16 protein-coding genes and 1 pseudogene are annotated in these 18,754 nt (G+C 61.6%); 9 read left to right on the forward strand and 8 right to left on the reverse strand.

What is annotated here, in order from left to right; all coding sequences use genetic code 11:
- Window positions 1–25: 25 nt before the first annotated feature.
- From QM600_RS10860 to QM600_RS10875, 4 genes are read right to left on the reverse strand one after another with little or no spacing between them, the layout of a single operon-like run.
- Window positions 26–3,760 carry an ABC transporter ATP-binding protein gene (locus QM600_RS10860; RefSeq protein WP_283261463.1) on the reverse strand — a complete coding sequence of 1,245 codons (3,735 nt, stop codon included), beginning with the start codon at window positions 3,758–3,760 and terminating at the stop codon, window positions 26–28.
- 38 nt (window positions 3,761–3,798) lie between these two features.
- Window positions 3,799–4,572 (reverse strand): ABC transporter permease, encoded by a 774-nt coding sequence (locus QM600_RS10865; protein ID WP_283261464.1) that lies wholly within the window; start codon window positions 4,570–4,572, stop codon window positions 3,799–3,801.
- On the reverse strand, window positions 4,569–5,588 hold the full coding sequence (locus tag QM600_RS10870; RefSeq protein ID WP_283261465.1) for an ATP-binding cassette domain-containing protein: 1,020 nt from the start codon (window positions 5,586–5,588) through the stop codon (window positions 4,569–4,571). The genes QM600_RS10865 and QM600_RS10870 overlap by 4 nt, the downstream gene beginning before the upstream one ends.
- A 53-nt stretch (window positions 5,589–5,641) precedes the next feature.
- Window positions 5,642–6,403, reverse strand: a complete 762-nt coding sequence (locus QM600_RS10875; protein ID WP_283261466.1) for a hypothetical protein — start codon at window positions 6,401–6,403, stop codon at window positions 5,642–5,644.
- Between the two features lie 174 nt (window positions 6,404–6,577).
- Here QM600_RS10875 and QM600_RS10880 point away from each other — a divergent pair.
- Both QM600_RS10880 and QM600_RS10885 read left to right on the forward strand, forming a co-directional pair.
- Window positions 6,578–6,760: pseudogene (locus QM600_RS10880) on the forward strand (VOC family protein); the annotation flags it as partial.
- Between the two features lie 54 nt (window positions 6,761–6,814).
- Entirely contained in the window at window positions 6,815–7,270 is a 456-nt protein-coding gene (locus QM600_RS10885; RefSeq protein WP_283261511.1) for an RNA-guided endonuclease InsQ/TnpB family protein, read from the forward strand.
- A 152-nt stretch (window positions 7,271–7,422) separates the two neighbouring features.
- On the opposite strand, the gene QM600_RS10890 is transcribed toward QM600_RS10885, so the two are convergent.
- Together QM600_RS10890 and QM600_RS10895 are read right to left on the reverse strand one after the other, a co-directional pair.
- Entirely contained in the window at window positions 7,423–8,493 is a 1,071-nt protein-coding gene (locus QM600_RS10890) for a glutathione S-transferase family protein (RefSeq protein ID WP_283261467.1), read from the reverse strand.
- A gap of 40 nt (window positions 8,494–8,533) precedes the next feature.
- Window positions 8,534–9,229: a GNAT family protein gene (locus tag QM600_RS10895; protein ID WP_283261468.1), complete on the reverse strand. Its 696-nt coding sequence runs from the start codon at window positions 9,227–9,229 to the stop codon at window positions 8,534–8,536.
- A 110-nt stretch (window positions 9,230–9,339) separates the two neighbouring features.
- On the opposite strand from QM600_RS10895, the gene QM600_RS10900 reads away from it, so the two are divergent.
- Together QM600_RS10900 and QM600_RS10905 are read left to right on the forward strand one after the other, a co-directional pair.
- Window positions 9,340–9,963 (forward strand): PadR family transcriptional regulator, encoded by a 624-nt coding sequence (locus QM600_RS10900; protein WP_283261469.1) that lies wholly within the window; start codon window positions 9,340–9,342, stop codon window positions 9,961–9,963.
- Window positions 9,964–9,965: 2 nt separating this feature from the next.
- Entirely contained in the window at window positions 9,966–11,468 is a 1,503-nt protein-coding gene (locus QM600_RS10905; RefSeq protein WP_283261470.1) for an MFS transporter, read from the forward strand.
- Here the strand turns inward: QM600_RS10905 and QM600_RS10910 are convergent.
- Window positions 11,428–12,786 (reverse strand): FAD-binding oxidoreductase, encoded by a 1,359-nt coding sequence (locus QM600_RS10910; RefSeq protein ID WP_283261471.1) that lies wholly within the window; start codon window positions 12,784–12,786, stop codon window positions 11,428–11,430. The genes QM600_RS10905 and QM600_RS10910 overlap by 41 nt on opposite strands.
- A 41-nt stretch (window positions 12,787–12,827) precedes the next feature.
- Between QM600_RS10910 and QM600_RS10915 the strand changes: the two genes are divergently transcribed.
- The 4 genes from QM600_RS10915 to QM600_RS10930 all read left to right on the forward strand — a co-directional run bounded on the left by QM600_RS10915 (window position 12,828) and on the right by QM600_RS10930 (window position 16,685).
- Window positions 12,828–13,628, forward strand: a complete 801-nt coding sequence (locus tag QM600_RS10915) for an enoyl-CoA hydratase/isomerase family protein (protein ID WP_283261472.1) — start codon at window positions 12,828–12,830, stop codon at window positions 13,626–13,628.
- Window positions 13,629–13,719: 91 nt separating this feature from the next.
- The gene (locus QM600_RS10920) at window positions 13,720–14,913 is read left to right on the forward strand and encodes a class I adenylate-forming enzyme family protein (RefSeq protein ID WP_283261473.1); all 1,194 of its coding nucleotides are present in this window, start codon (window positions 13,720–13,722) and stop codon (window positions 14,911–14,913) included.
- Window positions 14,914–14,951: 38 nt separating this feature from the next.
- A complete protein-coding gene (locus QM600_RS10925) occupies window positions 14,952–15,713 on the forward strand; it encodes a crotonase/enoyl-CoA hydratase family protein (RefSeq protein WP_283261474.1) in 762 nt (253 codons plus the stop codon).
- A 6-nt stretch (window positions 15,714–15,719) separates the two neighbouring features.
- On the forward strand, window positions 15,720–16,685 hold the full coding sequence (locus QM600_RS10930) for an adenosine deaminase (protein ID WP_094274211.1): 966 nt from the start codon (window positions 15,720–15,722) through the stop codon (window positions 16,683–16,685).
- 10 nt (window positions 16,686–16,695) lie between these two features.
- Here QM600_RS10930 and QM600_RS10935 read toward each other — a convergent pair whose 3' ends face one another.
- Window positions 16,696–18,009 carry a D-arabinono-1,4-lactone oxidase gene (locus tag QM600_RS10935; RefSeq protein ID WP_283261475.1) on the reverse strand — a complete coding sequence of 438 codons (1,314 nt, stop codon included), beginning with the start codon at window positions 18,007–18,009 and terminating at the stop codon, window positions 16,696–16,698.
- Window positions 18,010–18,087: 78 nt separating this feature from the next.
- On the opposite strand from QM600_RS10935, the gene QM600_RS10940 reads away from it, so the two are divergent.
- A complete protein-coding gene (locus tag QM600_RS10940; protein ID WP_283261476.1) occupies window positions 18,088–18,735 on the forward strand; it encodes a TetR/AcrR family transcriptional regulator in 648 nt (215 codons plus the stop codon).
- Window positions 18,736–18,754: the final 19 nt, after the last annotated feature.

Raw genomic sequence — 18,754 nt, forward strand, 5'->3', positions numbered from 1 at the left:
GGCGGTACAAATCTGCTCTTCACTGTCACCTGACGGGGTTTCCTTCGATGACAGTTCTCGATGACAGATTATTCCCTTCGCGCGCCTGCGATGCATCCCAGAGTCGCGAGTAGTGACCACCGGCATACCGCAGGTGCGCGTGCGGGCCGCACTCAACGATACGTCCCCGGTCAACTACGACAATCAGGTCGGCGCGGGCAGCCGTCGCCAGGCGATGTGCAACGACGACCGAGGTCCGTTGTCGGGTGACCGACCGGCTTGCCTCGAGAACCATCCGTTCGGTTGCAGGATCGAGTGTGGCCGTCGCTTCATCGAGCAGCAGAATGTCTGGATCGACCAACTCGGCGCGTGCCAGCGCGATGAGTTGACGCTGCCCCGCGGACAGTCCTTGCCCGCGTTCGCCGACCGGATGGTTCATGCCGCCGCGCATCTCCGCGATCGATTGCAACGCGCCGACAGACCGGGCGGCTTGCTCGATGAGCTCGTGGGAGGCATCCGGCTTTCCGAACGCGATGTTTTCCGCAACGGTCCCGGTGAACAGATGAGCTTCCTGCGGTACGACGCCCAGTCGGCCGCGGTACTGCGAGAGGTGGAAGTTGCGGATGTCGGTTCCGTCGACTCGGACGCAGCCGCTGCTCGGATCGTAGAACCGGGCCAGCAGTTTGACGACGGTGGACTTTCCGGCGCCGGTTCGCCCGACGAGCGCGACGCTCGTGCCGGCGGGGATATGCAGTTCGATATCGGTGAGTGCGTCGACGTCGGCGCCGGAGTACCGGAAGCCCACCTCGCGCAGATGGACGTCACCGTCGAGGCGTCCCTCCAGCGGGATGAGGGTGTTGCTGTCGGCGGTTTCGATGGAACTCCGGGTGCGGAGCAGATCGCCGATTCGCTTCAGTCCGACGTTTGCCTGCTGGTAACCGTCGAATACCTGTGAAAGTTGCTGGATGGGTCCGAACAGCAAACCCAGATACAGAACGAACGCGATCAGTACACCGACTGACGTCGAACCGTCGGCTACCTGCCGGGCTCCGACGAAGACGACTCCGGCAAGCGCGAGGTCCGATAGGAAGGCGATGAACGGGAAGTACAACGAGATCGCACGTTGCGAGCGCATTCGTGATCGGCGATAGCTTTCGGACCGTTCCGCGAATCGTCGTGCCGCTCCCTCTTCACGTCGATAAGCCTGGGATGCCCGCAAACCCGTGATGTTCTCCTGGAAATCCGCATTGACGACGGAGATTCGCTCACGAGATTGGGTGTACGCCACCGAGGAGATTTTGCGGAAGATCACTGTCGAGAGGATCAGCGGCGGAATCACGGCCAGCGCGACCAACGCCAGGGTCACATCGGTGACCAGGAGCGCGATCGAGATACCGCCGACCGTCAGGACGCTCACGATTGCCGTCGACATTCCGGTTTGGATGAACGAAGACAGTGCGTCGACGTCGGTGGTCATCCGCGTCATGATGCGGCCGGAGAGTTCACGTTCGTAGTAGTCGAGTCCGAGTCTCTGAAGGTGTGCGTAGCTGCGGACGCGAAGTCCGAACAGGACGCGTTCACCGGCACGAGCGGTCAGAACTGTCATCGCTGCGACAATTGCCCAGTCCGCAGCCACCAACAGGGCGCCGAGTACTGCTGCGATGGTCAGTGTCGAGGGGTTTTCGGTGACCACTCCGTGGTCGATTGCGTATCGGACCAGTGACGGGAACGCGATGGTTGCAGCAGAGTCGAGTGCCAGAGCAGCGACTACTGCCAGCAGGATCCAGCGAATGGGCCGGAGTATACGTAGGAGGGAGAACTCCGAATCGGACTCGCGCAGGCTCTCGGTTGCAACTGCGGGAACTTCCCGAGCGGGCGGTAATGCGTCTACCGCGGCTTGCAACGCCGGCGTGATTGCGAGACCGGATTGGACGCTCGAATTCGCGGAGTCCGATACCGTCGGCCACAACTGCTCGGCAGTGGGTTCGTGGTGGTTCTTCTCAGGCTCGGCACCGTTGTCGTCGATGTCCACGGGTGTGTCGCCGAGGGTCGAGAACAGCGTCCGAAAGAGTGCGCAGCGGGATTCCAGTTCGTTGACAGTGCCCGAATCGATGATCCGTCCGCCGTCCAGTACAGCAACCCGATCGGCGAGAGTGAGGGTTGATCGTCGATGCGCGAGGATCAGCGTCGTCTGTCGGCGACGGGCTCGGAAGGCGTCGAAGATCGCGGCCTCGGTTGCGGCGTCCACGGCGGAGGTGGCGTCGTCGAGGACCAGAATCCGGGGGTTCACCAGCAGGGCTCGGGCAAGCGCGATGCGCTGGCGTTGGCCGCCGGAGAGCGTCAGACCACGTTCACCGACGACGGTGTCGTACCCGTCGGGAAGCGCTTCGATGAAGTCGTCGGCATGCGCCATCGCTGCCGCTGCCCGGATGTCGTCGTCGGACGCGTCGCTGCGACCCAACGCGATGTTGGACGCGATGGTGTCCGAGAACAGGAACGGTTCGTCGAAAGCGAGGCTGATCGCGGAGCGCAGTTGATCGCTTCGAAGGTCACTGATCGGTAGTGATTCCGTTGCTGCGTCCAGCCGGATCGAGCCTGATTCGGGCGCGTAGAACCGGGGGAGAAGGAGCGCAAGTGCAGTCTTTCCGGAACCCGAGGGGCCGACGACGGCGACGGTTTCGCCGGGTTCGATACGGAGGTTGAATCCGGACAGGACTTGGCGGTCGGAATCGAATCCGAAGGTGACATTCTCGAACGTGACGCCGAGGGGACCGTCGGGAAGGTCGAGGGGATGTGGCGGGTCGGCGATGTCGGGCTGCGCGCCGATGACGTCGTAGACCCGTTCGACGGCGGCGCGCGCGAGCTGGGCCATCACGACCACCGAGGACAGCGTGCGGGTCACCCCGGTCATGGTCACGATGTAGGTCGCGAAGGCGAGGAAGGTTCCGACGGTGATCCGGTCGTGGAGTGCGAGATAGCCGCCGACCGCGATGACGGCGACTTGCCCAAGTTGCGGCAGTGCCGCCATCGTCGGAGTGAATTTTGCGTTGAGTCGTGCGACACGCATCCGTTCGCGGTAGAGCGTGCGGCTGTGCTTCTCGAGCTGATCGATTGCCCGCTCTTCTTGACCGAACCCTTTGACGACGCGGACTCCGGTGACGGTTTCCTCGACGTGCTGGGCGAGATCGGCAGCGCGTTGCTGGGCCGACCAGGTGGCGGCGTAGAGCGTCGGGCGCATCAGGAAGACGACCAGGCCGACGGCCGGAATAATCGCCAGCGCGATGAGCGTCAGCAGCGGAGAGAGCCAGGCCATGATGCCGATGGCCAGCACGAATTGCAGCAATGCCCCTGCCGACATCGGGACCATTGCGAGCAGACCCTGCACGAGTTGGAGATCGGAAATCGAGCGCGAGACAACCTGGCCGGTGCGTATTTCGTCCTGCCCGCGGCCGTCGAGGCGCTGAAGCGAGCCGAGTAATGCGAGCCGTAAGTCATGTTGAACATTGAGGGAGAGCCGACCGGCAAGCATGCGGCGGCCGTACTGACAGGCGAAGCGCACGATCGCCAACGCGGCGATCGCCAGGGCGGCGAGCGTGATGACTTTTCCGGCGTTCTGTTCCTCCGCCGCATCGAGTGCGTAGCGAGTGAGCAGTGGGAAGGAAATGTCGATGGTTGCTGCCACCACTGTCACGGCGAGCGCGCCGATCGCTGTCCGGCGGTGAAGCCAGCAAGCGTGTACCAGTCGGCGTATCCAACCGGGGTGTGGTGTGGTCGTGTTCATCGCGATCCACGGTAGACCCGGGTGCAGACAGGTTCCGCTCAGGTGATGTCGCGGGTCCTCGTGCGCAACCAGCCGGCGCCGGCGAAGACGACAACCCAGGCGACCAGGACCATCGGCGCATTCGGCCAAGACGTAAACCAATCGAGCTCAACCGACGGTCCCGAATTCACGATGGTGCCGACGGCCGCTGATCCCGGCAATGCGGTTCCGATTCCGTCGGCACCGACAACACCCAGCAGTGCTCGGAGAATCCACTCGCCGAACAGGAACCACAATGTCACCGACAGCACGCCGGCCATCGAGGAACCGGTGAGCAGCGTGAAGCCGGCTCCGATCAGTGCACATAAGGCGCAGGCGAGAATTCCCGCACCGCAGATGGCGAACAGGTCGGTTGTGAAACCGAAGTCGCGATTGAACAAGAACATCGCGCCGATACCCACGACTTGCACGGCAAGCGCGTAGCCGACAGCGAACGCGGCGATGACACCCAGCTTGGCGGCAATCACGCCGTCGCGCCCGTGCGCGGTGAGGAAAGTGGTGGTGAGAGTTTTGTGCGTGAATTCGTTTGCAACAGTGACCGCGCCGAAGATTGTCGCGAAGACGAGAGCAACGACCGAGGACCCGCCGAGCACGATTGCCGTCGATGCGAGATTGACGTCGAACGAAGTGTCAGCTGAATCCGCAATGGACTGGACCAGCGGCCGGGTGATCGAACCGGACAGGAAGGCGATGCCGACCGGTGCCAGCGCGAGCGCCCACCAGGTGCGCAGGGTCAGGACTTTCTTCATTTCGGCCTGAACGAGAGTTGTCACCGTTGCCCTCCTGCGGGTCCGTATCCAGTTGGCCCGAAGTATCCGGACGGCGGACCGTACTGCCCCGACGGTGGGCCGTATCCGACAGGGGCGACGGCAAATTGTGGTGTGGTCATCGAAATGAACAGTTGCTCGAGATCGCCGTGATCGGTAAAGACATCGAAGATGGTCACGCCGGAGGCAGCTGAAACCGGCACCAGCGCGGAACTGTCGGTGCCGCTCACCGCCAGTCTTCCGTCCTGCATGATCTGTACGTCGGTGATTCCGCGAGCAGCCAGGGCCGTCGCGAACAGCGGCGGGTTGGAGCAGGCGACGACGAGTCGGCTTCGACGCGATGCGCGGAGGCTGTCGATACTTCCTTCGTAGACCAGGGAACCGGTGCTCACGATGACCACGTGGTCGATCATCGCCTCCACTGCGCTCAGCGTCTCGCTCGACATCAACACTGTTCGCCCGGATGCAGCGAACGTCTGTAAGAACTGACGCAGCCAGGCACTGCCTTCGAGGTCGAGTCCGTGGACGGGTTCGTCGAGTACCAGAATTTCCGGATCACCGAGCATTGCGGTGGCAAGTGCCAGTCGTTGCTTCATGCCCAGCGAGAAGAATGCGGTTTTGCGATCGGCGGACGACTCGAGTCCGACCAACGACACAACCTGCGCGACGCGCTTTGCAGACATTCCGATAGCCGCGGCGTAGATCTCGAGATGTGCCCGCGCAGTCCGGGCGGGATGGATGCCACGAGTGTCGAGAACTGCTCCGACGGTGCGGGCCGGCGACGGTAGTCGCGACATGGGTAGGCCGTTGACGGTCGCGGAGCCTTCGGTGGGTGACACCAGGCCGAGCAGTATGCGCAGGGTGATGGTTTTTCCGGCACCGATATGCCCGAGGAAACCGGTGACGGAGCCTGCCGGGGCATCGAAGCTGAGGTCGTTGACTGCCCTCACCGTCTTGAACGTCTTGGTCAACCCTCGAATTTCGATGGGCGCGGAGACTCGCCCCGATGCAGTTCTGGTCAAAGCTGCTCCTGCGTCGACGGCTGTTATCTGTTCTGAGCGTACGGCCCGCGAGGTTATCTACGGAGTACCCGTGCGGTGTCGGTGCCGTCGGAGATAAAGGGATCGTCGGCAGGCATGACGATCAGGTGATCGGTCCACCTCGTGGGTGCCGGACCGAATGCTTCGCGCGCATTCTTGACGACACCCTTGCCGATTACGCGATTGCCGGCGCCGCCGATGACGGCGCCGATGCCGGCGGGGATCAACTTCCCGAGGATGAGGGCGCTGCGTTTGGCAGCGTATTTTGTCACGAACTTGCGCACCAGCGTGCTGTTCATTCCGCGCATCGTGGGGCCGGGGATCTTGCTGGTGATGGCCGTGCCCCAGTTCTTGGCAGTCACACCGGTTACTTTCTGGACGATTTCCATGCCCGATTCACCGAGCGCGACGGCCAGCACCAGGGCCCGTCGTTGCTGGTGATTTTCGACCGAGATGCCGTGGACCGAGGCAACCGCGAGAGTGAGGAGCGCCGAAGCTTCGAGGAAGAACGCGGACTCGGCTCCGACGGCGGCGATGGACGCAACTGTGCCGACTCCGGGAACGGCCGCGGTTGCTCCGACGGCGCTGCCACTGCCGGTTACGGCAAGGAGGAACATCTTTTCCATTCGGGTGACGATCTGAGCCGGGGTTTCGTCAGGATGTGACCTACGGACGTGATTCACGTACTTTGCGACGGCCGGAGCTTGGAGTCGGCTGCCGTTGTCGAGAACCGCGACGAGGATCTTTTCGATCCGTCCGGCGTCGTTGGTGATCACGGTGTTCGTCGACTTGGCCATCGCACTGCCCCTCCGCAGGTGTCCCCCTCGGAATCGAGTGGGACTTCGCTTTCGAGAATAGGGGAAGTTTCCGTAGCGGAGCAGGTGGTACCTGTCATACACCCGGATCCGAGACAACCCGGAGAGCATCATGAGTGAGACGTCGAATGGGTCGAGTGCAAAAATTGGCCGACATTGCTGTACCCCGATGCCCGTGAAGCCATTCGATTTCTCGTGAGCGCCTTCGGTTTCGTGGAGAAGGCCGTGTACGGCGACGGTGATGTTCTTGACCACGCGCAGCTCGATTGGCCTGGCGGCGCCACGATCACGCAGGGGCTTCGCGACGAGGACTACGGCTCACGCGGTTTCACGTGTCGGCTTGTCGGCGCAACCAGCGGTGCAGAAGGTCGGCACCAGTCCGCGAAACGGAAGTTGAAGACTCGGCGACGGAAGGAACAACGGTTCGCCACCGACATCAACCATCAACTGTCGAAAACAATTGTTGCTCAGGCACAACGCACCGACCGGGCTATCGCGAAAGACCTATCGGGGATCCGCGATCAGGTACGGCTGGCCAAGAAACAACGAGCACAAGTGCACTCGTGGGCGTACGCCCAACTGCGCAACTTCGTCACCTACAAAGCGGAGATGGCGGGAGTGCCGGCGGCGGTGATCAACCCGCGCAACACGTCCCGCACCTGCTCGCGGTGCAGGTTCTGTGATGCGAAGAATCGCCGCAGTCAAGCAGTGTTCGAGTGCCAAGAATGTGGGTGGACCGCGCATGCGGACCATAATGCTGCCCGCAACATCGCTGCGCTCGGGCATGAAAATTATTGGGCCGCTCAGTCAACCGTGCCTATAGCAGCCACCGCTCTAGCAGCCAGTTAGATCGGTGAGCAGCCAACCTGGTCCTTCAGGGCCGGGTAGTTGATGTGTCGTGATCCGGAGGGCGTGTATTGGAGTTTCGGAACGTACGCGGGGGAGTAGATCTCGACATCGCTTGACGTGTCGCGCTGTCGAGTTGTCGAGTTGTCCAGTGTTTATCGCGTTGCCCAGTGCTCCGGCGGCACTACTTCCGATGGAATGGGCGGATGCGGCGCGGTCCCGTTCCCGAACGGGCGGCCGCCCAGTTGTTCGCGGCCGTGCGGTTCGAGCCAGTGCGTCAATTCCGGTCCCTTGGGCACGATCTGGGTGGGATTGATGTCGGAATGAACGATGTAGTAGTGCGCCTTGATCTGGGTGAAGTCGATGGTGTCGCCGAAGCCAGGGGTTTGAAAGAGATCACGGGCGTAGTCCCACAGCACCGGCATTTCGGTGAGTTTGCTTCTGTTGCACTTGAAGTGGCCGTGGTAGACGGGGTCGAACCGTACGAGTGTGGTGAACAGCCTGACATCAGCTTCGGTGATGGTGTCACCAACCAGAAAGCGTTGCTGTGCAAGACGTTCCGTTAGCCAGTCCAGTCGGTTGAACAGCTGGTCGTAGGCCTTGTCGTAGGCTTCCTGTGACCCGGCGAAGCCGCAGCGATAGACACCGTTGTTGACATCGCGGAATATGAGGTCGGCTACTTCATCGATCTCGGTGCGCAGGGCCACCGGATACAGGTCGGGTGCTCCCTCACGGTGGTATTTCTTCCATTCGGTGGACAGATCCAGAGTGATCTGCGGATAGTCGTTGGTCACCACTTTGCCGGTGGAGATATCCACCATGGCGGGCACCGTGATGCCGCGGGGGTACTCGGGATCGCGTGCCAAATAGGCGTCTTGCAGTCGGGGGATTTTCAGGACCGGATCGATACCGCCGGGGTCTAGATCGAAAGTCCAACTGCGCTTGTCGTGGACGGGTCCACAAATCCCCATCGACAGAACATCTTCCAGGCCGAGGAGTCGGCGGACGATGATCGCGCGGTTGGCCCAGGGGCACGCGCGTGCGACGACCAGGCGGTAGCGCCCCGGTTCTACGGGGTACCCGTCGCGGCCGTCCTCGGTGATGCGCGTCGGGATGTAGTTGGTGTCGCGCTTGAATTCGCGGCCACCCTCGACGAAGGTCGCAGCGGAAGAGTCGTGGGTCGCACTGGAAGAGTCGTACGTGGCACCGGAAGATTCGGATTCCATGAAAGTCTCTTTTCTCTAGAGTGCCTGCGTGTTCTACACGCTACGCGGAAAGAATCGCCACTGTTGTGTGTATTCCGAGGAAGGTGAAGCCGAGTTTCCGGGCGATTGTCGCGCCGCCGCGGTGTCCGGCGGGGATTCGGAGTTGAGGTACGAGGCCCGCATCGAGGGCGTCTTCGGCGGCGAGAAAAGTTGTGCCGCAAGCTAATTTGCGTCGTCGATGTGCTGGAGTTGTGAGCATCGTGAGGTCTGCGACAAACCCTTGGAACTCTCGGTAGGCGGCGCAGGAGAGGGGTTGGTGGTCATCGTTTAGTGCGGTGAACCAGCGTTCGCGGGCATCCAGATCGGCAACAACAGCGTCGTCCGGTGGGCAGGCCTGCGCGACGGTGAGTGCGTCGGCACGCTCGTGGGAGATCAGAAGTTGTTCTGTGGGAACGGTGTCCGTGTAGTCGGAGAGGAAGGCGAGGTCGGTGTGCGATGCGATCCGCCCGCCGTGATCCTTGGTCAGTTCGAGCAGTAGTGGCGGTTCCAACAACGCGCGGATGTCCTCGTCGGCGGTGCGTTCCATGAACCATCGCGGCCCGACGACGGCGTCGGCATCGGCAAGTCGAAGTACGTGGATCACTTCGGTGGTGCCTTCGATGACCCTGGCGGTATGCGCCGCTCGCAAGGCCGAATCGCCTAGTCCGAGGTGCCGAGCCCACGCGAGTCGAATGATGTCGAGGTGATGTTCGTCCACGACGGAGAACGCTATCGCATTCTTCGGGTTGATTCAGATGGTGTACGGCCGTATATTCCGTACCGACTATTTGGCGTGGAATAGTTGGGGATCAACCCGGGAAGGTAATCATGGACGATATTTCTCTGACCCCTCTGGGCATCGTCATTCTCGGTTTGCTGGCTGAACGGCCGATGCACCCCTACGAGATGTACCAACTGGCCTCGGTACGACGTGGTGATCAGTTGGTCAAGATCAAGCCCGGGTCGCTCTATCACACGGTTGGTCGACTCGAGCAGCAGAAGTTGCTCGCTTCCATCGGTACGGACCGGGAAGGGAATCGGCCGGAGCGAACGACGTACGAGATCACAGCCTGGGGTCGGGCAGCGCTCGAGCATCAGTTGCGTGAGATGTTGGCCGTTCCGGTTCGTGAGTATCCACGCCTGCCGATCGCGTTGGCGGAGATGCACAATCTGTCGGCCGACGCAGTATGCGAGTTGTTGCGAACACGAATTGCACACCTTGATGCATCGATCGCAGAATTCGATACGCGGGACCGCCCGATGCAGGCAGAGCAGAAGCCGCGGATATTCACCGTCGGCGTCGACTACGTCCGCGCCATGACCGTGGCCGAACGAGAGTGGCTGAGTGCTCTCGTGGAAGACATTGAGTCCGGTGAACTGCCGTGGCTCTCACCGGAACTCCTCGACCGCCTTGCCGGCACTGCGGGCTCGGGCACACCTACTAAGGACTGAAGATGGAAAAGCAGGTCAATCCCTGGCACGCGCTCTGGGCGCTGTGCATCGGATTCTTCATGATTCTCGTGGACAGCACGATCGTCGCGGTCGCAAACCCCGCAATCATGGAGGATCTCGGATCCGACATCAACAAGGTCGTCTGGGTAACCAGTGCGTACCTCTTGGCGTATGCGGTCCCTCTATTGGTGACCGGCAGGCTCGGTGACCGGTTCGGCCCCAAGAACGTCTACATGATCGGCCTCGTGCTGTTCACCGGTGCTTCGCTGTGGTGCGGATTGTCCGGAAGCATCGAAATGCTGATCGTCGCCAGGACCTTCCAGGGTCTGGGCGCGGCGATGATGACACCGCAGACGATGGCTGTCATCACCCGCACCTTTGCGCCCAACAAGCGCGGCGCGGCCATGGGTCTGTGGGGCGCGGTTGCCGGTGTAGCGACGTTGGTCGGACCCCTCGCCGGTGGCATCCTGGTCGATACTCTCGGCTGGCAGTGGATCTTCATTGTCAACGTTCCTGTTGGAGTGATCGCTTTCGCGCTCGCGTGGAAGCTGGTTCCGTCGTTGCCGACGAGCCAGCACAAGTTCGATATCCCCGGCGTGATCCTCAGCGCGGCCGGCATGTTCCTGCTGGTATTCGGCATTCAGGAAGGCAGTTCCTACGACTGGAACAGCTTTGTCTGGAGTCTCATCGGTGCCGGCATATTGCTCCTGGTCGTGTTCGTTTTCTACCAGTCGCGCAACAAGAACGAACCGTTGCTGCCGCTCGGGCTCTTCAAGGACCGCAACTTCTCGCTTGCCAACATTGCCATCACCGCGATGGGTTTCGCCATTACGGCAATGGTGCTGCCGCTGATGTTCTATGCGCAGGCCGTGCGCGGACTCTCTCCGACCCAGTCGGCGCTGTTGATGGTGCCGATGGCCGTGCTCACCGGCATTTTTGCACCGATCGTCGGCAAGCAGGTGGACAAGACCCATCCGCGCTACATCGCGGGCTCCGGTTTCCTCTTGTTCGCTATCGCTCTGGGCTGGCTGGCGCTGGTCATGTCGCCGCACGTCGCGATCTGGGAACTGCTGCTGCCGATCGGTCTGATCGGCTTCGCCAATGCATGCATCTGGTCGCCCCTGGCCGCTACAGCGACTCACAATCTCCCGCCCATGCAGGCGGGCGCCGGAGCCGGGGTCTACAACACCACACGTCAGGTCGGCGCCGTACTCGGCAGTGCGGCTATCGGTGCGCTGATCACCGCACGGTTGTCAGCTCAGGGACTCAGCGGTGGCAGTTCCGAAGGCGCCGTGGGAGACCTTCCCGAATTCGTTCGCGAACCGTTCAGCACCGCCATGTCTCAGTCGATCTGGCTGCCGGCCGGTGTGCTCCTCGTCGGGTTCGTGGCATCGGTGTGCTTCGCACGTCCGCAGCGCGGCGACGCCCACGACGAAGCTATGGCAGGCGCTGGAGCCGGGTCGCTCAGCGGCGAAGAGAATCGGGAAACATCACGCCGCGATTGAGATAGTCGCCGGGGTCGAAGGCTCGTTTGATCGCCCACATCGCATGTATGTCCTCCGATGAGAGGGCCATGTCGAGGTAGTTGCGTTTGAGCGAGCCGACCCCGTGCTCGGAACTGATATTTCCGCCGCGGCGAAAAACCAGTTCGAGTACACGGCGGTACACACCGTCGGCATCCGGGCAGTTCAGCACATTGAGATGGATGTTTCCTTCGGCTACATGTCCGAACAGGACAGGTATCGCGGCTGGTGCGGCGTCCGCGATGACGGCAACCGCGTCCTCCGCAAAACCGGCAAGTTCATCGAGGGGGAGGGCCGCGTCGAACTTGAGCGGCGGCCCGAACAGGCCCACCACTTCTGCGAAACATTCACGCGCGGACCATAATCGGGCAGAACCGGCCGCGTCGATGGCAACCGCAGGCGCTTCGGGCGGAGCGATCCGATCCAGGACGGAAGCCAGTTCCTCGAGCGGGTCATGTGCACCCGATACTTCCGCCAAGAGGTACCACCGTCGCCCCGTCGGAACCGCGGCACCCAGCTTGCCCGCTGCCAGTTCCAGCCCACGCCCGTCGAGTAACTCGAGCGCGTCGACGCCCTCCAACGCGCGCAATGCCCGTCCGGCGTCGACGACGGACGCGAGTGAATCGAAACCGGTCAGAGTAGTGACGCGATGTTTCGGTATCGCCCGAAGTGTCAGATCGACGCGTGTGATCACGCCGAGCGTTCCTTCGCTGCCCACCCACAGTGAAGGGAGGTTGTATCCCGAGTTGTCGGAGCGGACCTTCGGAGACCGATGCACGGTGGAACCGTCGGGCAGAACCACCTCGAGTCCGGTGACCTGTTCGGCCATGTTTCCGTAGCGAACCGTGTGCAGCCCACCGGCGTTGGTGGCAGCCATCCCGCCGATGGTTGCCGAATCCCGGGATGCGATATCGACGCCGAACTTCAACCCGGCATGCACCGCCGCTGAATGCACTCGAGCGAGTGTGACTCCCGCGTCGACGCTGATGCGCATCGAATCTCTGTCGACGGCTCCGATGGTCGTCAGGCGCTCGGTCGAGAGCAGAACGTCGTCGTTCTCGGGCACTGTGCCGGCCACTAGACCGGTACGGCCACCTTGCACGGTAACGGGCGCTCCGCGGGTTCGGCAGACATCCAGTGCGGCTGCTAGTTCTGCTGTATCGGCCGGCCGGACAAGTGCGCTTGCCTGCCCACGGTAGCGGCCGGTGTGATCGGTTGACCGGGCGGCGAGAACATCGGGATCTTCGGTGACGAACCGTTGTCCCACAACGTCGGTTAGCGCTCTTCTCAGTCCGTCCACCTTCCGATCGTATGTCGATTCGGTGTGGCAAGGTGACGGTCATGACAGCTTCCGAATCGCGTCCCACTCGTCTCGAACGGTTCCCGACAGCGGCAGGAGCCGAGGTGGCTGTGCTGACATTCGCGCATGGACCGCTGAATTTGTTCGATCAGGCCATGTTCGATGCGGTGATCGCAGACATTGCGGCGCTGACCGCCGCGCCGCCGCGCGCAGTCCTGCTGCGGGCAGAGGGCAAGGTCAATTCCGCCGGCGTCGACGTACATCTGTTCGACGGTCTCGATCCGGAACAAGCGGCCGACTTGTGGCGTGATCTGTTCGCACAGATCTGTCATCCACTCGAGGCGCTGCCCTGCCCGGTGGTCTATGCGGCCCACGGACTGACATTGACGGCGGCGTTCGAAATCTCGTTGGCCTGCGACATCATTCTGGCGTCACCCAAGGCCAAGTTCGGACTGGTGGAGACAGTAGTCGGGCTGACGCCGTCGATGGGTGGGCCGCAGCGGTTGGCGGAACGTGCGGGTTCCGGCCGGGCGCGCGAGCTCGTGATGACGGGCGATGTCTACGACGCGTCGACGTTGGCTTCGTGGGGCGTGATCAATGCGGTCCACGACGACGTGGATACTGCCGCGCGGGCGCTGGTGAACCGGCTGGCCGAGGGACCGACCCGCGCCCATGACGCGACCAAGCAGATTGTGGCGGCGTGGCGTTCCGGCGGCATTGCGCACGCGGATGCCGTGACGCCGGAAGTGTCCGGGGCCTTGTTCGATACCGACGATCTCTGTGGTGCCGTGCGCAGTTTCCTCGACGTGGGACCTGGCAAAGCTGTCTATGCCGGTAAATAAGTAGGCGTTATCGGCAGAGTGCTCCACTAAGTGTGATCTGCATCATATAGTCGAATGACCGGTGTGGGTTGTCAGTTCAGTGGAGGTACCAATGCGGTCGACGCTTGTCGAGTATCCCTGTTCCAATCAGTTGCTCACGGATGGGCGGGTAAGTCGAGCGACGGACGGTTTGCTGCGCTACCGCCAATTGGATCCATCGCTCTCGGAGTTGCTCGACGTCGCAGTGCACCGCTTTTCGGTGCGCGTTGCCGTGGAGGAAGTCGACGGCAATCACGTCACGTTCGCAGAGTTGTGGGCGGACGCCTCGCGTGTGGCCGGTGGGCTGAAATCTCGAGGCATCGAGATCGGTGACCGCGTTGCCATCCGGTTCGCTGCCGGTATCCGGTGGATGGAAGCGTGCCTCGGGGTGATCCTGGCGGGCGGCGTTCCGGTCTCGCTCGGTGCGGCGTGGGCCGATACCGACGTGGATTGGGTGATCGCGGACAGTGGTTCGGTGCTGGTGCTGGATGGGGAACTGCCCGCGGGCCTTCCCTTCATCGACGACGGCGCTGCCCCGGACGAGTTGGCAGTTCTTGCATACACAACAGATTCTTCGGGCGTGATGCTCGGTGTCGAGTTGACCAATGAAAATTTGCTCTCGGCAATCGAGGCGCTGCTGCATTCGCGGGACTACGGCGTTGAAGGCGTTCGAAATCTTTTGGTGGACAGTGATTTCAGGTCTATCCGGCAGTTGGTTCATGTTCTGGCGACGCTGGTGGTGGGCGGTACCGTCGTAGTGGCGGGTGATTTTTGGCGCGAGAGCGCTCATACCGTCGACATCATCACAGGGCGTCCCGAAGACCTTCTCGAACCTCGCCTTCTGGCGGCGGGGCCGGCAGCGCGGGCCGGTTCGAGGTCGGTCCGGTGGATCGACTGCAGCGGATCGCCGATCACGGCGGAACAGGAAGCGAAGCTGTTGTCTGCGTTTCCGTCGGCGCAGCACGTGATCGGATGGGGGAAGACCGAGACGTGTGGTGCGGGCCTGATTCTGCCGATGGAATCGGCGTCCACTCATTTCGGAAGTGTGGGAATCGCTTTCGGCGGAATGGAAGTCGCATTGTTCGGTCCGGACGCGCCCGACGGATACGGTGAACTGTTGTGCCGTGGGCCGAGCGTCGCACGCCGCTACTGGAACTCGCCGGAACTGACATCGACGCGATTCACTCGCGGCTGGTTCTGCACTCACGACACCGCGCAGATCGATGCGGAAGGCTTCGTCCGTATTGTCGAGCGAAACGTCGCGTAATCCTCCGGCGGCGTCGAAAGACTATGAGAGGGACATTCATGGCAGACGAGGTTCTCACCGAACGTCGCGGGCGGACAATGATCATCACGATCAACCGGCCCGAGGCACGCAACGCGATCAATGCTGCGGTCAGTCACGGATTGGCAGCCGCTGTCGAGGAACTCGATGCCGACGACGAGTTGTCATTGGCTGTCTTGACCGGTGCCGGCGGAAATTTCTGTGCCGGAATGGATCTGAAGGCATTTGTGGCCGGAGAGAACGTGTTGGTTCCGGGCCGCGGTCTCGGCTTCACCGAAGGGCCGCCGCGCAAGCCGATCATTTCGGCAGTCGAAGGTTATGCACTTGCCGGCGGTACGGAGTTGGTATTGGCCACAGATCTCGTGGTCGCATCCCGCGAAGCCAAGTTTGGTATTCCCGAGGTCAAGCGGGGTCTGGCGGCAGGTGCCGGTGGACTGTTTCGTCTGCCCAAGCGAATTCCCTATCAGAAAGCCTTGGAATTTGCCTTGACCGGCGATAATTTCACCGCCGAGGAAGCGCATACCTACGGTTTCGTGAACACGCTCACCGAACCGGGTAAGGCATTGGAGGGTGCATTGGACCTCGCAGACCGCATCACTCGTAACGGTCCGCTGGCCGTCGCCGTCACCAAGGAAATCATGGTCAAGGCTGGGAGTTGGTCGGACGACGAGGCTTTCGCGAATCAGTTGCAGTTGTTGGCGCCGGTATTCGTGTCCGAAGATGCGCGTGAAGGTGCGACAGCATTTGCCGAGAAGCGGGCTCCCGTCTGGAAGGGTCGGTAATACGACATGGCTACACCAGTTGCCGAATTGCACATGCACATCGAGGGTTCGCTCGAGCCCGAACAGATCTATCGGTTGGCTGAGCGCAATCGAATGGACTTGCCCTACAAGGACATCGATGATTTGAAGTCGCGGTACGAGTTTTCCGACCTGCAGTCGTTTCTCGACCTGTACTTTGCCAACATGGCTGTGTTGCGCACAGCCGAGGACTTCGCGGACCTGACGCGTGCCTACTTTCGCCGGGCTGCAGCCGCCGGTGTCGCGCACGCCGAGTTCTTCTTCAACCCGCAGGCTCACGTAGTTCGTGGAGTTCCGTTGACCGAGGTGCTCGACGGCATCATGGACGCGGTGGCGTCGAGTGAGCGTGAATTCGGGATCAGCAGTGCTGCGATTGCCGCGATTCTTCGCGATCAACCGGTCAAGGACGCCGAAGAGATGCTCTCGGAGATCATCAGGTTGCAGGCGCCGATCGTCGGCTTGGGCTTGGATTCGGCGGAGGTAGGTAATCCGCCGTCACTCTTCGAGGATGTCTTCGCGCGTGCTCGCGCCGAAGGACTACACGTGGTTGCGCATGCCGGCGAAGAAGGTCCGCCCGAGTACATCTGGCAGGCCCTCGACATCCTCGGTGCAGAACGCATCGACCACGGAGTTCGTGCGCTCGAAGATCCGGCACTCGTGGAACGGTTGGTGGACGAGGAAATTCCGTTGACGGTCTGCCCGCTGTCGAATGTCCGTCTGCGCGTGTTCGACAAGCTCGAGGATCACCCGCTGCGGGCAATGCTCGAGATGGGGTTGATCGTGACGGTCAACTCCGACGACCCGGCATATTTCGGTGGGTACGTCGACGACAACTTCGCGGAGTTGGGTCGAGCAATCGGGTTGACCGAGTCCGAACGTGAGACTCTTGCCCGCAATTCGATCAAGGCATCGTTTGCGAGCGATTCGCGGAAAGCGGAGTTGCTACGTCAGTAGCGCGCGGTAGTCAGTCTCCGAGGACTTGATCGAGATAGGCGTTCCGGAAGACGCGATCCGAGTCGTACTCGTCCCGGATCGCGATGAAATCGTCGAGTCGTTTGTAGGTGGGACGGAGGTCGTCGACGGTTCGGTTGTGCATTTTTCCCCAGTGCGGCCGGCCGTCGACGGCGCGGGCGATAGCTTCGACAGCGGCAAAATACTCGGCTTCGTTGCGGCGGTGATATTGATGCACGGCAATGTAGGCGGTGTCGCGGCCGTTTGCTGTCGAGAGCCAGACATCGTCGGCTGCGGCAAAACGAACCTCGACCGGGAATGCGATCCTTATTTCCGACTTGTTCAACCATTTATCGATTTCGCGGAGTACGTCTTTGACGTGTTCCACCGGAACGGCGTATTCCATTTCTTTGAACTTCACGCGGCGCGCCGATGCGAATACCTCGTAGCTGCGGTTGGTGAATTCACGAGCACCGAGAAGTCGCGACGACATTTGATTGATGCGGGGGATAGTCGCCGGCACGAGCGCCGCGATGCGATTGACCCCTTCGAAAAGGGTGTTCGACATGAACTCGTCTTCGATGAACGTACGGACCGGACTCACCGGATCCAGGGGTGCGTCACCGGGGAGTCGGGTGTTGCGTTTGGTGAGTACTCGGTCGGTGTGGGGGAACCAGTAGAACTCGAAGTGGTCGACGTTGCAGCACTCATCTTCCAGAGTGTCCAGAATGTGGGATAGCGTGTCGGGTTTTTCGACAGCGCGCAACGTGAATCGAGGTGAGCAGGCGAGCGTGATCTTGGTGATGATGCCGACCGCGCCTAGACCGATTCGCGCCGCTTCGTACAGTTCCGAATTTTGATCCGCGTCGCACGTGACGATCGACCCGTCGGCCGTCACGATTTCGGCGCCGCGGATCTGAGTTGCAAGTCCGCCGAAGCGTGCGCCGGTTCCGTGGGTTCCGGTGCCGAGTGCACCGGCAATCGATTGGACGTCGATGTCGCCGAGGTTCGTCATGGCGTACCCGCGATCCCATAACGCCTCGTTGAGGGCACGTAGGCGGGTCCCGGCAAGAACTGTGACAAGGGCACCGTCGTCGGTCGGGACTATCGATTCGATCCCGGCGAGGTTGTCGAGGCTGACCATAATACCGTCGGTAACAGCCACTCCGGTGAATGAATGTCCGGCACCGATCGCCTTGACGTGAAGCCCGCGAGACGCGGCATCCACGACGAGAGCGGCGAGCTCGCGAGGGTTTCTCGGGGTTGCGAATTGTCGCGGTGTGGCGCTTTGAGTGCCAGCCCAGTTCTGCCAAGTATCCGAAACCATCGCTCAATAATGCACTTGGACGCTCGTCCAGGCAAGCATTGCGCGTGGATTCGTGTCGCTCCGTTCTACGATCATTGGATGCTGAACAGGCTTCCGGCGGACGAACGCCGCACACAATTGGTTGAATCTGCGATGTCCATAGCTGAGCAAAGGGGCGTCAGTTCGGTGACTGTGAGAGCGGTTGCCGAAGAGGCTGGTGTATCCCTCGGCGTTGTTCATTACTGCTTCGAGAGTAAAGAAGCGTTGATTGCGGCGATGGGTGAAACCCTTATCCTCCAGCTCAGCGAATCGATGCAGCATGCATTCGGGCAGGTTCGGCATGCTCCGGATCTCAGTGGAATTCAAGGGCTCAAGGAGTTGCTGCATATCGGGTTGACCGGAATGTGGCCACTTATCGAGGCGACGCCGGATCGGCAATTGCTGACCTATGAGATCACCGCTCAGGCGTTGCGTAGTCGTAATCTCGGCGCAGAACGCGCCGGTGCTGTGGCAAGTGATCAGTATCGAATTATGGACGAGCATGCCATTTCATTTCTCGAGGAATGTGCCACGATTTCCGGCACGATGTGGACCGAGCCGCTGCCGTCGCTGGCACGCTTGAGTCTCGCGCTCATCGACGGCCTGGTGCTGAGATGGCTCGTCGATCGAGATTCGGACGCCACCATCGCGGAATTCGGTGAAATGGTTCAGGTAATCGCCAACAAGGCGATCGAAGCGCCGAAGTAGCCGACCAATTCCTGGACAT

It is taken from the genome of Rhodococcus sp. IEGM 1379 (genome assembly GCF_030056815.1).
Taxonomy (GTDB): Bacteria; Actinomycetota; Actinomycetes; order Mycobacteriales; family Mycobacteriaceae; genus Rhodococcus_F.